At 46.3% G+C, this 15,941-nt stretch carries 16 protein-coding genes; 1 reads left to right on the top strand and 15 read right to left on the bottom strand.

Annotated elements, in window-relative coordinates:
* Positions 1-5: 5 nt before the first annotated feature.
* The 10 genes from IEX81_RS13290 to IEX81_RS13245 all read right to left on the bottom strand — a co-directional run bounded on the left by IEX81_RS13290 (position 6) and on the right by IEX81_RS13245 (position 9,498).
* Positions 6-1,046 (bottom strand): agmatine deiminase family protein, encoded by a 1,041-nt coding sequence (locus IEX81_RS13290; RefSeq protein ID WP_188804126.1) that lies wholly within the window; start codon positions 1,044-1,046, stop codon positions 6-8.
* Positions 1,047-1,132: 86 nt separating this feature from the next.
* Positions 1,133-1,978, bottom strand: coding sequence for a hypothetical protein (locus IEX81_RS13285; RefSeq protein WP_188804124.1), 846 nt, complete (start codon positions 1,976-1,978; stop codon positions 1,133-1,135).
* Positions 1,975-2,451 carry a MarR family winged helix-turn-helix transcriptional regulator gene (locus tag IEX81_RS13280; protein ID WP_188804122.1) on the bottom strand — a complete coding sequence of 159 codons (477 nt, stop codon included), beginning with the start codon at positions 2,449-2,451 and terminating at the stop codon, positions 1,975-1,977. Before IEX81_RS13280 ends, IEX81_RS13285 begins: the two co-directional genes overlap by 4 nt.
* 211 nt (positions 2,452-2,662) lie before the next feature.
* Entirely contained in the window at positions 2,663-2,941 is a 279-nt protein-coding gene (locus tag IEX81_RS13275) for a hypothetical protein (protein WP_188804120.1), read from the bottom strand.
* A 108-nt stretch (positions 2,942-3,049) separates the two neighbouring features.
* Positions 3,050-5,353 (bottom strand): tetratricopeptide repeat protein, encoded by a 2,304-nt coding sequence (locus IEX81_RS13270; protein ID WP_188804118.1) that lies wholly within the window; start codon positions 5,351-5,353, stop codon positions 3,050-3,052.
* A 393-nt stretch (positions 5,354-5,746) separates the two neighbouring features.
* Entirely contained in the window at positions 5,747-6,259 is a 513-nt protein-coding gene (locus IEX81_RS13265) for a DNA-deoxyinosine glycosylase (RefSeq protein WP_229727619.1), read from the bottom strand.
* Between the two features lie 72 nt (positions 6,260-6,331).
* Positions 6,332-7,126, bottom strand: a complete 795-nt coding sequence (locus IEX81_RS13260; protein WP_188804116.1) for an ABC transporter permease subunit — start codon at positions 7,124-7,126, stop codon at positions 6,332-6,334.
* Positions 7,127-7,158: 32 nt separating this feature from the next.
* Entirely contained in the window at positions 7,159-7,962 is an 804-nt protein-coding gene (locus tag IEX81_RS13255; RefSeq protein WP_188804114.1) for an ABC transporter permease subunit, read from the bottom strand.
* Positions 7,959-8,849 carry an ABC transporter ATP-binding protein gene (locus IEX81_RS13250; protein WP_188804112.1) on the bottom strand — a complete coding sequence of 297 codons (891 nt, stop codon included), beginning with the start codon at positions 8,847-8,849 and terminating at the stop codon, positions 7,959-7,961. The genes IEX81_RS13255 and IEX81_RS13250 overlap by 4 nt, the downstream gene beginning before the upstream one ends.
* A gap of 19 nt (positions 8,850-8,868) precedes the next feature.
* Positions 8,869-9,498 (bottom strand): TetR/AcrR family transcriptional regulator, encoded by a 630-nt coding sequence (locus IEX81_RS13245; RefSeq protein WP_188804109.1) that lies wholly within the window; start codon positions 9,496-9,498, stop codon positions 8,869-8,871.
* 300 nt (positions 9,499-9,798) lie between these two features.
* Here IEX81_RS13245 and IEX81_RS13240 point away from each other — a divergent pair, with 300 nt between their 5' ends.
* A complete protein-coding gene (locus IEX81_RS13240; protein WP_188804107.1) occupies positions 9,799-10,764 on the top strand; it encodes a VanW family protein in 966 nt (321 codons plus the stop codon).
* Positions 10,765-10,848: 84 nt separating this feature from the next.
* Here the strand turns inward: IEX81_RS13240 and IEX81_RS13235 are convergent, their stop codons facing one another.
* The 5 genes from IEX81_RS13235 to IEX81_RS13215 form a co-directional block, all read right to left on the bottom strand.
* The gene (locus IEX81_RS13235; RefSeq protein ID WP_188804105.1) at positions 10,849-11,430 is read right to left on the bottom strand and encodes a PadR family transcriptional regulator; all 582 of its coding nucleotides are present in this window, start codon (positions 11,428-11,430) and stop codon (positions 10,849-10,851) included.
* A gap of 78 nt (positions 11,431-11,508) precedes the next feature.
* On the bottom strand, positions 11,509-12,273 hold the full coding sequence (locus IEX81_RS13230) for an ABC transporter permease (protein ID WP_188804103.1): 765 nt from the start codon (positions 12,271-12,273) through the stop codon (positions 11,509-11,511).
* A 1-nt stretch (position 12,274) separates the two neighbouring features.
* A complete protein-coding gene (locus IEX81_RS13225; protein WP_188804101.1) occupies positions 12,275-12,982 on the bottom strand; it encodes an ABC transporter ATP-binding protein in 708 nt (235 codons plus the stop codon).
* Between the two features lie 376 nt (positions 12,983-13,358).
* Complete coding sequence (locus tag IEX81_RS13220) at positions 13,359-14,675, bottom strand: NRAMP family divalent metal transporter (RefSeq protein ID WP_188804099.1); 1,317 nt, start codon at positions 14,673-14,675, stop codon at positions 13,359-13,361.
* A gap of 172 nt (positions 14,676-14,847) precedes the next feature.
* Positions 14,848-15,492 (bottom strand): DUF1232 domain-containing protein, encoded by a 645-nt coding sequence (locus IEX81_RS13215; protein WP_268239364.1) that lies wholly within the window; start codon positions 15,490-15,492, stop codon positions 14,848-14,850.
* Positions 15,493-15,941: the final 449 nt, after the last annotated feature.

Genomic DNA, 15,941 nt, shown 5'->3' with positions numbered 1-15,941 from the left:
AAGACTCACCTCTTGTTTTGTACTGGTGCCGGCATCTGCTGGGTCGAGCAATGCACATTGCCGCCTTCTTTGATGATTGCCATGCCATCTACTTTCCGTATTGTGCGGTCGGGGAACTGATCTTCCAAAACCTGTTCAGCCATCCGGTCTGTTTCTTCAGCATCGCCGCCGAAAACCGGCAGTATGACCCCGCGATTTACGAAGTAAAAATTTAAATAGCTTAACGTTAACCGGGTTCCATTATGTTCCCTTTTCGGAGGCTGCTGAATAGCAATGACTTCAAATTTTCTCCCCTTTGCGTCAGTGGCCCGGCTCAATAGTTTAAGGTTTTCCCGGGCAATTTCGTAATTTTCGTCCTCCGGATCGTCACAAACCTGTATCAGTATCTTGCCTGGCGCGACGAAACAAGCGACATTGTCGATGTGTCCGTCAGTCTCATCGCCGCTCAGTCCCCGTTTCAGCCAGATCACTTTTTCGATGTTCAGGAATTGCCTGAGTTCATCCTCGATTTCGCTGCGGGTCCGTTCCGGATTCCGATTAGGATGGAGCAGGCACTGTTCGGTGGTCAGCAGTGTCCCCTCCCCGTCCACATGAATCGAGCCGCCCTCAAGCACCAGAGGCGCGTCAAATCGCCGGACATGAAAATGGTCCAGCATGGACGGAGCAACCCGGTCGTCCAGATCCCACGGCGCATATTTTCCCCCCCACGCATTGAACCGCCAGTTGACGCCCGCCCGATCCCCATTTTCATCAATGAGAAAAGTCGGACCGTTGTCGCGAATCCACGAGTCGTTATGACGAATCGCAAGCACTTCAACGTTAAGTCCGGTAAAAATAGCTTTTACCGCTTCCGATTCTCCGGGATTGACGATCACCGTCACCGGTTCGAACTCGGAAATGGCTTGAACAAATTCTGCATAGCCCCGGCAAACGGACGCGTAATTCTGTGGAAAACACATAGAATCCCGGACCGGCCATGAGATGAATGTACGCTCATGGGCATCCCATTCCGCCGGCATCCTGAAGCATAAATCGATCGGATTCATAGAGTACCTCACCATGACAATTTTTTAACCATTCTCTTATGTTATCATAAAATCCGTAATGCAGACATTCCCGAATATATCCCCCTTCACATGCAGCGATCTGCAGATTCAGCACCCCGGATCCGTCTGAGAAACAGCCACAAAAAGCCAAGACAAATTAATGTTAACGCGCTGAATCCGATGATCATCGGCAGATTATTCGAAGGCATTAATGTCATCGAAACGATCATCAAGGAGAGAATGTTCAGGCCTGTCATGATTGAAAAGACGATCATCACCGGCGCAAGAAGAAAGCCAAGCGTTTTCTTTTTCAAAATCATGACCGCGGCAATACCCATAAGAGGCAAATAAAAGGATAAATCAAGCGCATGTACGGGATTGGTAAGCAGGCCGTCTTTGACGATACTTTCAGGAACAGTATTGGAAAGCGCCGCGGGAAGCGATTGAGAGAGCCATAATAAAACGAACAGCACAGCGATAACGAGCAGGAAAATGCCGACTGCCCTTGTCGGTGCTTTTTCAGTAAACCACTTGCTGAAGTTTTCCTTTACATGATTCATAAAAAAGCAGATGACTGAATAAAGCGACAGTCCCAGAATCAGACAATAGACGTGGAACAGGAAGTTAAAATGAACAGCAAAGGTGTAGATCACGTAAGCATAAATGTTGGTAGTCATTGTGCCCGCCCAAATCAGTTTGGCTGTTCTGCTGCCTTTGGAAGAAAAAATAGCGGAAATAATGAGGACGGGTACCACAATGAACAAGTTCGAGATGTCCTGTCCAATACTTTGGGCCACCCAGTCAATCGTCTCCCTCGCGTAGAAATCAGGGTACCAGATCCCGATGCTGCTGGTTATAGCCATAAGAATGACAGTTGGGACCGTGAAATAGAGCAGTGTTTTATTCGCTGAAGATCGTTCTTTCATTTTCATCGTCCGTTCTCTCCATTTATTTTATCCATTTCTGATATATTGGACAGCATTTTCCTTATAACGTTTCGGGCTGCCCTCAGTTCATCTCCATCAATATCTTTAAATAATGTCCGGGTAAAAGCATCGGCTTCCTCTCTCAGCTTTTTCCAGAAGTCAAGGCTTGAGTCGGTCAGTTTCAACCGGATCGCCCGTGAGTCCTGTTTGTCTTTTTCCAGTGTTAAAAAACCTTTTTGCTGCAGCTTCAATGCGATCTGTTTGACATTTTGGTGGGAGCTCCCCATTTCCCGGGCAGCTTCTTTTATGGTCGGCGGCCGATCGAACAAGTTATCGATCACAATGGACAAAAACCATTGTTTCGTCGTCACGTCAAATTTTTTTAATTCCTTTTCCAGCATGGTATTGATTCTGTTCGCCGCCACAAAAACAGCCCCGAACACATATTGTCCGTCCGGCATCAAGTCTAATTTACTCATGTTTTTCACCTGCCATAAAAAGATCATCTGCGACTTTTACATCAGCCTTTCATGTTGTCAATCGTCCGGAAAGCTTGCTTAAGTTCAAAAAGGTAATGCATTACCCATTTAGATAATATATTACCTTTTTGGCATTTGTCAATACACCACGGCGAGCACCCGGTTCATAATTTTGTCGGATCAACCGAATCTTTACGCTTCCACAGTTTCTTCATTCGTTTGGTATTGACCGCGAAAAGCACCGTTTTGTGCGAGCAATAAATGTTCTGCGATTGAGTGTGTCCGTCAGATCATCGCTTTCAGCGAGCCGGATCAGTTCATGATCCTCGCTTTCCTTCATCAGCAGAATAAACCCGGTATTTCCAAGAACCATCACTAAATATGTAGCCAAGAACGAGTATGTCTGGATAACGCCGGCTGTAAAGAGGCCTATTGTAAAATGGAATGACAGAGCCGCAGCGCCTCTTCCCAGCAAAGACAGTTTACACATGATAGGATCTATTCTCAGAAAAGGACAGGGATCACGCCATAACCCCTTTGCGCAATCCCTGTATCCAACCCTCATCACATTTAAAAACCGCACTCTTCATCACTTTGATTACTCTTTGGAGCCTGCAATCTCCTTTTTAACCGTGTCCAGACTTTTCTCTTCAATCGCATACCCCGCTTGCACCGCGGTGTCCCTGATTGTTTTGACCCAGGCTTCCGATTCATCCGCCAGATTGCCTTCCGAGTACAACTGCCAGACACGATTGCAGGCGGGCGGATAACTTAATTCTGCAGACAGCAGCAGCAGATGCAAGCCCTCTTCCGCGTCCTGCTTTACGGATTCTCCTCCGAATTCACCCTTGGTCCGTATTTCCGAAAGAGTATACATTGCTTCCGCATTATGCAGAGAGACGGCCTCCTCAATCAGCGCGATCCCTCGCTGTGTATTTTTTTTCACTTCTCTGCCCTCGCCGAAAGCCATGCCCACGTGATAGAGCGCCGGACTGAACTTTTGAGCGGCACTGCGGAACAGGTATTCAATTGCATTCTGCGGTGTGATGTCTATATCGGAATTTTTCTTATCTCCGGCAAGCACCCATATCTCATACTGGGCCTGAGGCAAGGTCCGTGCGGCTTTCAGGAGCCACTTGTAAGCCCGTTCCCGATTGACCTGTCCGCTTTTGAGCGTCTTGTATCCGGAGAAGTAATACTGGTACAGGGCAAACTGAGCGTCCGGATAACCGGCTGCGGCAGCATTCTCCAGCAGTTTTTTGGCACGCTCCAAATCCTTCGGGAAGTAGAGGCCATCCAGCAGAACATTGGCCATCTTGTACATGGCCGGGACAAACCCGTCGTCCGCTGCCGCTTTCAGATAGCCGGCCGCTTCCCTGTGCTCAATTAACATTTCGTTGCCGTTCTCATACTTGTCCATGATAAGCATCCGTGCGTTCGGATTGCCCGCGTCCGCGAATTTTCTGAGTAGTGCAAAAGCCCTTTCGGTATCCTTCTGAAACAGAATATCTTTATAGCGTCCTTCATAATAACTCTGAAACTGCTTCATCTGCGCGTCCCAGTTATTCTTCTCTGCCGCTTCTCCAAGATAATAAAGACCTTTTTCATTGTCTTTTTTCAGGCATTTCCCGTCTATATAAAGATCGCCCAGGCGCGCTTCCGCCGCCGCGTAACCCTGTTCCGCCGCCGCATTCAGCCATTTAAGCGCGCCCTCCTGCTCCATCAGAAACTCATTTCCGTTTTCGTAGAATTTCCACAGGCTGTAGGCTGCCTCAATGCTGCCGCCTTCTGCCGCCGCATTTAGCATAGTATACGCCTTCTTCTTGTCTCCGTGTACGGGCTGGCCCAAGCAAACACCATCGTAGTAGATCTGGAAAAGAAGATATTCGGCTAGAGGCAACTTTTTCTCAGCCGCCGATTCAAGAACAGCCAGATAATCCTCGGCATTTTCTTTGGAAATAAATACATAGTTTTTCTCAAAAGCGTCCGCCAGCGCGCCTACCGCCTGTTCGTAACCGCCGGCGGCTGCTGTTTTCAAATATGAAAATGCCTGTTCCTTGCTGAAGGCCGCCCCCTGCGGCGAGCGGCTGAATGTAAAGATCATCCACATCGCCTCAAGGCTGCCTTCCTCAGCCAGCTGTTCACTGGTTCTGAGAGCAGCCTCGTCCGTGATTTTCTCAGGAAGATCTTTTGAATCCACAGATTTTCCTTCTCCGGCTGCCGAAGGGGCGGCCTGATCCCTCTGCTCCATCCGCGCCAGCCATTTCCGGGCTTCGCTTTCATCGTAGACGGGAAGATGCTCATCACTGTACAGCTCATACAGCTTCTTTTCCGCTTCCGGCAAACCTCCGACGGCAATCTCTTTCAGCAGATCGATCCCGGCACTCAGCACCTTGCTGTCTCCGGCATACCGCCCGAGCCAGTAAGACGTTTTTTCCCATCGCTCGTCCAGAGGAATTCCGCTTCTGAGATACTCTTCCAGCGCGCTGGGTGTCAGCGGCTTCAGCAGTTCTTCTTTTGTCACGAACAAGGATAGCGTTTCATGACTGAGAACCTCTCCTGTTGCGGAATTTTCCAGGCTGATCCGCGCCGTAACCAAATCTCCGTAATGAAAGAGGGGTAAAACAGCGTATGGAATGGAGACTTGCATCCGATCCTGGCGCAATGGAAAAGAATAGTCAAATTCCCCGTCCTCATTCTTATACGTACCGCTCTCCGGTCCGGACTGAACGGCCAAAGGAGTGCTGCCCGGTTCCTGGTACAGTTGAATACTGATTTTTCGACGGCGCCTCAACTTACGGATTAAATGCTCGGGGGCCACCTGCAGATTGAACGTTACTCCCGATTCAATGTCTGTGTTGCCCAAAGTTACTTCCAGCATACTATTTGTCGAATTTTCCATAACGGCTCCTCTTCGTTTTCATGTTAGACGGAGATGACAGGCGATCATCTCTACTCTCTCGCCACCGTTTCCCACTTTATTATCAGAGACTGAATGTACGGTCGAAGGCTCTTGTGGAACGTTTCCGGACAACTCACACGTTTCCATTTCACAATTGATTATTCGTCTGAGACATCAACAACACGACAGTCATATTCTCTTTTTGTCCCTTAAAAATTACTGAAGACTCCTTCTCATTTTTATATTAAATGAACGCTAAAAGTGAATCAAGCCGTATAAATTTTCAGTAAATTTGAAATTGATGACGCTTTGAGTGTTTTTAATTCCGTAATTGCGGAGGAACACTCAGTCAGTTAATGGTTTTTCCGATCTAATTGATCGGTCAGTAACGTTTTAATCCAGGTAGTCCCCGATCACTTTCCAGATTTCAACCTTCTCTTCAAACGATTTCGTATAACGGCCGGGTACGGGACTGGACGACGGAAGCCGCGTATAATCGATACCCTGAATCGAAGAAAAACCAATATACTTTTTAAATACTGAATAGGATTTTCCTCCATTGAAGGCGATAAGTTTAATGTCGGGATGTGCTTTCAATAAACTCTTTATATCGTTCGGCTCCTCACCCCTGATCGCCGAATCCAGACTTCCTTTTCTGATGCACTGGTGAATGGAATCCCAGAGAGCGATTTTGTGCCTTCTCAGGAACGCCAGTTTATCCACGTAATCGTTTTTTTTCTTCTCTCCGAAGAGTGTGGAGAGTATTGTCCAGAAATGATTTCTCGGGTTGGCATAATATTGCTGCTTCATTAGCGAAATTTGGCCCGGGATCGATCCGAGAATCAACACCATGGAATCCGGTTCGATGATCGGGGCCAATGAAAAGATGGTTTGTTCGGTGCTCACTTATTGCGCACTCCATTTCTCATGTGTTCCTCAATTAATGACTGACTTTAAACCGCTGGCCCAAATGCCGGATTAAACATTGAGATCCCTTTTCCGGTAAAAGAAATAGGTCAGTGCAGATAAGACGGCAACAAGCAAAATCGCCGGAATAATGATACCAGCGCTGAGACCGCCACCCTCAACCAGATCTTTATAACTGAAATATTTAAAGGGAGACAGCAGATTGAGCATGTTCAGCCTGTCGGTCAGATCCGTTATTTTCGATACCACAAACGAAGCCAGCAGAACTCCGGCAGAAAGTGAACCTGACGCCTTCGGGTTCTTGATGAATGCCGCCAGCGCCGCGCCGAGCGACAGGAAAATGAGCTGAACGATAAACATGCTCACCATGAACCGAACAATTTCGCCGGAAATGTCCGCCCCTTTATTATAAGCGTCAACCATAAAAATGGATGAAACGAGTGTAACGATGTTCAATACAAAGACCTCCACTAGGGCGGCAAACAGTTTGGCGGTGATAACGGCGGTTCGTGACAGCGGTTTGACGATCAGAAACTCGGTTGTCTTGTCACGCTCCTCTTTGGCGACGATGCCCGCGCCGAGAAGCACCGCATGGATAGCGACCGTAAGCTCAATATAAAGAAACAGCATCGCAAAATACCCGCTCATCGTCGTCACATCAAACGAACCAAATCCCAGCAGCGCTTTAAGCGAATGCGGCATACTGTTGAAGAGCGCGTTATTCTGTCCACTTGAAGAATAAGCCGTGTACTTACTCATACCGCTTAAAACGAGTAAAAACATGCAGACGCTCCATATGATCAGGGCTTTTCTGTTCGCCTTCAGTTCTCTCAGAAAAATATTCATCATCATGCCTCCTCGTATGGCCCGTGAACCGTTCAGTTCACTGCATGTATATCTTTTTTCACATAAATGATATAGCTTATCGCTATCGCTGCGATGACGATACCCGCACCGGCAATAAGATAAGACGGCTCATAGCCGGTATGCTTAATAATGTAGGTCATATCAAAATATTTAAAAGGAGAAATAAAGCGCGCGGCCGCGTTATCCTTGCCGGCGGCAATAATCGCGCCGATCATGTAAAGGCCGAAAACGACGCCGAGCGAGACCGGAATCACGGATTTCAGTTTTGCGAAGAAGACGGAAACAGCGACTCCGATCGCGAGAAAAATCAGCTGAATGAAAAACAAGGTCAGATTAATCAGAAAAAAGATCCGACCGCTGTAATCCGACGTTTTCACCATCGATGCCATAAGAGACACTGCAAGATAATAGATGACGTCGGTGGCCATGATCATCGTAAACGCAGCCAGAAGTTTGGCGCTGACAACGGCCGAACGCGAGACAGGCTTGACGAGAAGAAAGTCCGCCGTCCGCTCCCGCACTTCTTTTGAGAGGACTGAAGTGCCAAGGTTCATCGCCTGGATGGCCGCACACAGTGTGATAAACGAAAAGATCATGGAATAAAAACCGAGAAGCGAGGTGATGCTGTCAACCGAGATGCCGAGCGCCGCCCGCACCGGCTCGGGGTAGCCGCCCAGCAGCCTTTTAAAGCCTGCCGCATCGCTTACAATACCGCGGTATACTGAAAAATAGATTGCAGCCAGCGCGATCATAGCGCATATCCAGATCAGCGTCGATCTTCTCATCGATTTCAGCTCGTGCAGATACATGTTCATACCGTTTCACCCTCCTTTTCATAGTAATGAAGGAAGATCTCCTCTAGATCGGGTTCTTCGATCAACAGGTTGGCGATGTTGGTCTGTGAAATCTTCCTGATGACTGTGTTGATATCGCCTCTGAATAAAAAATTCACCATATGATCCTTAAGCTCCAGTTTGCTTACTCCGGGCATTTCAAAAAACGATCGGTCGATGGCCGCAGGTGTTTCAATTCTGATCCTTTTATAGTTGTTTTCCCTCAGATCGCTCATTTTTTCAAGCTTGATAATCCTGCCCTCTTTGATGAGCGCAACACGGTTGCACATGCGCTGCACCTCTCCGAGAATATGCGAGGAAAAGAATATTGTCGCCCCTTTTTTATTCTCATCTCTGATGAGTTCAAAGAATTTCTGCTGCATCAGCGGATCGAGCCCGCTTGTCGGTTCATCAAGTATAATCAGTTTAGGGTCGTGAAGCAGCCCCTGTACGATACCGACCTTCTTCCTGTTGCCAAACGAAAGGTCGTCAATCTTCTTTTTCAGATCGAGATCCATGATTTCAGCTAGTTCGCGGATTCTTTTTTTACAGTCTTTCTTATAGAAACTTGCGGAATAGTTGAGCAGATCGATAACCCTCATATGATCGTAGTAAAACACTTCGGACGGCAGGTAACCGACGTCTTTTTTTACTTGCGGATGCTCGATGCAGCTCTTCCCGAAGATCGTTGCGCTGCCGCTTGTCGGGTGAATCAGCCCGAGCAGCGTCCGGATCGCTGTCGATTTTCCCGCTCCGTTCGGTCCGATAAATCCGAAAATGTCCCCTTCCTCAACCTTAAAATTAACATCAATAATTCCTCTGGACTTGCCGTAGCTCTTGGTCAGTTTTTTGAACTCGATGGCACTCATGTTCATTCCTCCCGGACAGTCATTTATAGAAAGCATTTTCCAAAATAGCGATATACTCATCAAACTCCGTCATGAATTCCTGAATATCAAAGTGTGCTTTATAATCGGGATCTTGCCGCATCCGTTCGAGTACGCGGTTGCCAAAGCCCTGGCTGACCCACATAATGATTTTCGTCACATGGCGTAAATCCAGCCCTTCTTTCAATTTTGAAGCGTCAATATTTGCAAACAGCTTGTTGAAACCGTCCTGAACGGCAGCCTTATACTTATTTTCAAGTTCCGGCTTGATCTCGATAGCGTCATCTACCATCGAAACAACGAGAAAGTTATATAAATCGGGATGCTTCTGACTAAGCTTGATTTTCAGCAGCGTCACTTGTCTCAGCCTTTTGATAAGATCGGTCTCTCCATAATCGACTTTACTGTAAAAATCATTTAAAAAAATATCTAGGGAATAATCGTAAAGAAACAGAAACAGCTTTTTTTTGTTGCCAAAATAATGGAAGAGCAGCCCTTTGGAGATGTTCGCCCTCTTCACGATCTCGTTTGTCGAAGCGTTTTTATACCCCCTTTCCGAGAACTCCGTCAGCGCGGCATTGATAATACGCGTTTGTTTCTCGGGTTCAAGACTCAGAAATTTTGAAATCAACCGATCACCTTCTTATTGCCATCACTATTGACCATTTCGGTCAATTAAAGTATACAGCCGTTGACCGGCTTAGTCAACGGCGGCAACCGCCTGCTATTCTCCCGCTGCTTTCGTTATATCGATCGTCAGCCAGATTCGGCGCTCTATCGGCCAGATTCGGCGCTCTATCGGCCAGATTCGGCGCTCTATCGGCCAGATCGGTTTGCCCCCCGATTTTGGACACCAAAATCGAGGGGCAAACCGATCCAAGGTTAAAGGAAGAAATCCTGCCCATACTAATGCTTGGAGGTGTACCAATTGATGATGAATCTATGGATGGCCGTGTTCTTCCTCATGTTCTCTGCACAAACCGCTCAGCCTCAGGACAGTTTGACCGTCACTCTTCAGGGGCAGACAATTGCCGTTGTTCACCGTACAGATTTCACAGCCCCCGTTCCGGTTGCGCCAATGATTGACGATCAAAAGTACAGTCAATTCATCAATAAAATTGATCAGCAAATCTACCGCGCTCCCGTAAACGCGATGATCAATGAACAGGGCAGCATTATCCATGGGCAGGCCGGACGCAGATTATACAGGCAGACATTCAAAGATCAGTTTTATGCCTATTTCTTCGGATTTGGGCCTTCAAAAATAGAGCTTCCCCTGCTGAATATTTATCCGAAAGTGGACGGCGAGCTGCTTGCCAACATCCGGGTAAAAAAAATTGGCCGGTATGCGACTTATTTTAATGCGGGGAATACAAACCGGACGCACAATATTTTGCTCGCCGCAAAAGCCATTGACAATTATGTTGTTTTTCCAAATGAGACATTTTCATTCAACGAAGTGGTCGGGAAGAGAACCCCGGACAAGGGATACACGAGTGCTCCGATCATTGTTAAAGGGGAATTTTCCGAAGATATCGGAGGAGGGATCTGCCAGGTCTCATCAACTTTGTTTAATGCCGTCGACAACGCGGGGCTCTACATCGTGGAACGCTACTCTCACAGCAGGAGTGTCCCTTATGTCCCGCCCGGACGCGATGCGACAGTCAGCTGGTATGGGCCGGACTTGCGTTTTCAAAATAAATATAACCAGCCGATCCTGATTCGAGCGAAACAATATGGGGGGAGTATAGAAGTCACCCTTTATTCTTCCGACGTGATCAATATCGAACCGCGAAAAATTCCCGACCCCTCATCCCAGTTGCCGGAGGAAATCAAAAAACAGCCGGAAACGCAATCTTCCAGACCGCCCGGAGATGAAAAATCACGATATCCATAAGTGAATTCGGTTCCGCCTTAATTCAAAAAGCTGCCCGCCCCACGTGAACAATAATGTCCTAGTGCAGGGCCGGCAGCCTGATGGTTAGTCAAAATATTTCTGGAAATCCTTATTCCATGATTGGGTCTGTCTGTCATCCATCTGTTCCATTTGATCGATAAGCTTCTGAATAAAATCAATTTGCAATTTGCAGTGATCAAACATGTTTTCAAATTGCAGTCTAGCAATAGTATCCAGGGTGACGTATTGTTCTTTTTCCTTCTGACCTGCTCTTAATTTATCCAATTCCTTTTCAATCATTAATTTTTGTTCTTTAAATGCCCGCAGTTTCTCGTCTTTCGGCAGATCATGAAGGAAGGCTAAGCCCGTATAGAGTGTGCCTGGCAAAATCACTGAATTCTCAACCAGGCTTTCTTTCAGTAATCGGATATACTCAACCTGCCCTTTTTCCGTGATCTTATAAATCGCTTTGATGCGATGGCCCGTTTGTTCCACACTATCCACTTCAACAAGCCCTTCTTTTTCCATCTTCTTCAATGCATGATAGATGGATCCCGGCAGGATTCCGGCCCAGATATCCGACTGGTTCGTCTGCAGTATTTGCTGAATTTCATACCCGGACAGAGACTTTATTTTTAACATTCCAAGCACCATGAGACGAACCATTTTACAACACCTCAAACTTACTTAATCAACTTTGACTATTTGTGTAGAATTAATCATATCATAAAGATCAGGCTGTGGCTATGCAACATGGTCGGGATTTCTCATGACTTTTTTCAATCGGATCTGACCTTTTCCCTCCTGATTAAAAGTGACCGCCGACAGGAGCAGCAGGACGAACGTAAAAATAACCAAGATCATTACTGAACCAGTAAAAGACATATTCGATGTCCCCAGCGCCGATCGCAAGCCGTGAACATAATAACCAAGCGGGAACAGCTCACCCATCTTTACAACCCAGCCTGGAGCGGAATGCAGGGAATAGAAGGTATCCGTTCCAAAAATCATCGGCATGAAGAGGAGGTTTGATATAATACTGATTTGACCTTCGTTATGGGCAAAATTGGAGATCAGAAAGCCTAAGCACGTAAAACACAAGATGCCGATAAACATCATCCCCAACAGCGCAAGCACTTGACCAAGGTTAATAGCCACATTGAAAAAAAGTGTTCCTGTGAAAAGAACGACTAAATTAATCACTATTCCTAAAATCGTTCGGGCGGCCGTCATCAGAAAAATAAAACCGATAACCGGAAAGGGTGTTAATTTCAATAATTGATAAACTCCTCGGCTGCGCTGCCCATGAACCTGGAAGGCGATTCCGGAAACACCCCAGAACAATGAGCTTAAAGCGATCACGCCGGTTAAAAGTTTCGGCGTGTAAGCATCGTTATTAAAATAATAACCCAGGCCAATCAACAGTCCGATTGGAAAAATAATCGAGTAAAACAGAGTGATTTTATCCCTCAGTGACGTCACAATCATCGTTTTTAATATCGTCATCATGTCAGTTCTCTCCCATAGTTAATTGTAAATACAGTTCTTCAAGATTCTGAACGCCATGTTTCTGACACAATGCCTTTACAGTCCCCTCGGCAATCACCATTCCCTGATCAATCATGATCACACGATAGGAAAGTTTTGTGACTTCATCCATGTCATGTGACGTAAAGACCACCGTGGTTCCTTTCCGATTCAAATCCAGGATCAATTGGTGAATCTCCCTCCGAGACTTGGGATCCAGCGCGGAAGTCGGTTCATCCAGAAAAACGACTTTCGGATCATGTACCAGTGCCACCGCAATAGCCAGACGTTTTTGCTGCCCACCGGACAGTTTCGACGCCTCTGTTTTCACCACTTCGCTTAAACCACACAGAGTCAGCAGCTCCACCGCTTTCTGTTTCGGAAGTTTTCTCTTATAAAACGCGGCAAAAAGATTTAAATTTTCAATGGCCGTTAATCCCGGAAAAAAAGGAGTGGCCTGAAGCTGCGCGCCTATCGACTTACGGTAATCGTGCACCCAGTAACCAACTTCTCCCTCGTCCTGTTTTCTTATTCCAAGCATCATCTCAATTGTAGTGGATTTTCCCGCTCCGTTTGGGCCGATAATCGCCAGAATTTCTTTCTCGTGCACTGTGATTGAAACACCATTAACAACATTTCTTGAATCGTATTGCTTTTTAAGACCCTTTGCTTGAATCAAAATGTCAGGCATCCATAATCCTCCTTTGGTTATCTTTGAATAGTCAACGTTGAATTATAAAATAAATAAAAAGTTGAGTTCTTATACTCAACATTGATTATTCATATTTATATAACCAATATAACAAAAAACAATTAAAAAGTTAAGCGTAATTTATAAACTTGGGCGATTCTCTAATCAAATCAAGTTCTACAGAATTGACGGTCCAGTTATTAAAACAATCATACTCTCTCTTTAAGAGCAAAGCTTTTGACTATTTTAATAAGGAGCAGCAGTTAACGTATTTTACGTTAGCCAGCTGCTCAATAGTTTTTTTCTTAGGAGCAAAGGCGTTTCCCTTAGCAAAAATTTCTTCACTTTTTTGAAGCGGCGCTGGAACTTGCTTTTTTTATTGAAAGAACGTCTGCCAAAAGCTGGCTAAAGTCAATCCGATCAGTAAGATGACCATGGTCCAGCTCCATATTTGGCCGAACATCCTGGTTCTGTATGGTCCCATCAGCTCTCGGTTGCTCGTCATTAAGACCATGAAAATAAGCAGGGGAAGCATCAAAATACCACCGATGACCTGAGCGATGACAGAGAAATAATTTAGCGGCAAGTTGGGTATCAGAATGGCAAACGCCGCTAGGATCAGGCTCCCAAAATAGACTGCATAAAATTTAGGTGCTTCCCATATCTTGTCATTGAGACTTTTTGACCAGCCAAACAGCTCCGCTATACTCCAGGAAGAAGAAAGCGAAACCGTTATCGAGGCCAGAAAACCGGCATTGAACAGTCCGAGCCCAAACAGAATAGCCGGCCACCGCCCGACAACGTTATTAAGCGCCAGGATCATATCGGATGGTCCCGCACTGCTGATATTTTGAATGTGACCAAAAAGAGCCGCGCCTGCGATGATCGCTCCTGCGGCGATAATGACCTGAAAGAGAATGCCTACGGCCGTGTCGATTCGGCCAAGACGAAGCTCTTGCGCCGTTACCCCTTTATCAACGGTCCCGCTCCCTTGAAAAAAGACCATCCACGGGGCGACCGCGTTACCGATGGTCGCGATCACGTACCAAATCACACCGCCCTGAAGCGCGGCCGGAACGTTCCACGCCGCAAAAGCATGCCCTATAGCTGCCAGACTCGGATGTGTCATTGCTGCAACCACCAAAAAGATCACATTCAGTGCGGCTATAAAAAGCGCTACCCGCTCTTTTGTCCAGTACCCGGTAAAGAGAACGAAAACGACAACAAGCAGTAAACAGAACAAGGAACTCAGCCATAAAGGCAAGCCCAGCAGAACGAGTCCGGCCGTCATTCCGATGAATTCAGTAACCAGTATCAGCAAATTTTCAAAAGCAAGAGTTGAGATATGATAGTATCCCCAGAATCGTCCGTAGCGCCGCAGGGCCAGTTTGGAGAAGCCCTCCTGTGTTACGGCGCCAAGACGCATGCTCATTTCCTGGATCGTAAAGGTCAAAGGGGCCAGGCACAGGATCAAGGGAACAAAAAGGCCGATACCGAATACTGCCCCTGTCACCGTGTAAGAAATCACCCCGCCGGCATCATTATTTGCCATCGCAGCAATCAAGCCGGGTCCCATAAGCGCCCAAATGAGCAAAACGAAACGCCGCCATCCTCTCCTGCGGTTGGTAACCATTTCACGGAACTTGGATTGACTGTCGGCTGTTGAGGTCAATGTTGATTGAACTTTACTCATTTTGATTCACATCCCATACAGATTTTGATATTTTTAAGCAATCTATTCCCGGATGCAGAGGCATGTGCCTGACCTCACCCGCACGTGTTGAAAAAAAAGAAACACCGTGCAGCACATTCCTCAAACAAATGAATCGTGATAAACGGAATTTGAGATCTGCCAGAAGAATGTATTATACAGAACGATCCATTTGTGCCAGACGTTCCATCACCAGTTTTACCGCGATCGCATCGTCCAAATAACCGATGGGAAACGCGTAATCAGGTATAATGTCTGCTGATAAAATAAAATATAAGAGCGCGCTTCCCAGTATGGCACGTTCATCAGAAGAAGTGTTCCCATCGCAATATTTGCTAAACATCTGTTTCAGTTGTTCAATAAAAGGACCTGCGCCATTGACTTGTTCCACCTTTGAATGAAAATCGTCGTGGATGATCTGATCTCCCTCACCCGTTTGCGCGTACTTTTCATATTTTGCTAACTCCTGGCGAACGCGGTCAGCAGTAAATTGTTGATCAAATAGCTCGGATGATTCAAGGACATTTTGAATGGAATCAATCGAGTGATACATGTCATCAGAATGCCTAGTCGGTTCCGGAACATCGCCAACACTGGCGTTCACCAGTTCCTCCAATGGAACATGCAAATGCAGGGAGAATTGTTTTAAGTGGCTCAGTTTTGCCTGTTGTTTGCCATTGATAATTCGGGAAATCGTTGCCGGATCGATTCCAGACAGCCCGCTTAGCTTGCGCATCGAAAGCGCATGTTTCTCAAGCAAGGACTTTAGAAGCACGCCGATAGTTAAATGCTTTGACACGGAACTTCCACCCTCCCTTATGAATGCTAACAGATAAACATATGCAATGAATCCGCTCGTTGTTTCTTCTTTTTTGTTTCTCATTCACTGGCAGATGTTGCCGGTTTATCAATGTATTCTGTCTGCTTGTTTATGTTTTATCAACCAAGTCTAACCGAAGCAATTTGAGCTCGCTAAGGGCACCCTAATTTTACGGTTTTCTCCATATACGTACGCAGCACTAAAAAATAGATTTTACCATTATACATAAAACCCCCGGCGATGTTTAATGACAACGCCGAGGGCTGCAATCCTGATTCAAGGCCGTTCTTTCATTAACCTGTTCTCTGAAAAAGATTAACCTACTAATCTATTAATAAGTATGGGAGATAAAACCCTTAGACACTTTTCTGATCTTCCTGTGCTTAGGCCGGGCTAGTCCTACGATGCACTCCGGGGTTGTGATCCTC

The sequence above is a fragment of the Sporolactobacillus putidus genome (assembly GCF_014647035.1).
GTDB lineage: Bacteria > Bacillota > Bacilli > Bacillales > Sporolactobacillaceae > Sporolactobacillus > Sporolactobacillus putidus.
The sequence above is the reverse complement of the archived record's forward strand: the minus strand, read 5'-3'. Positions and strand labels throughout refer to the sequence as shown.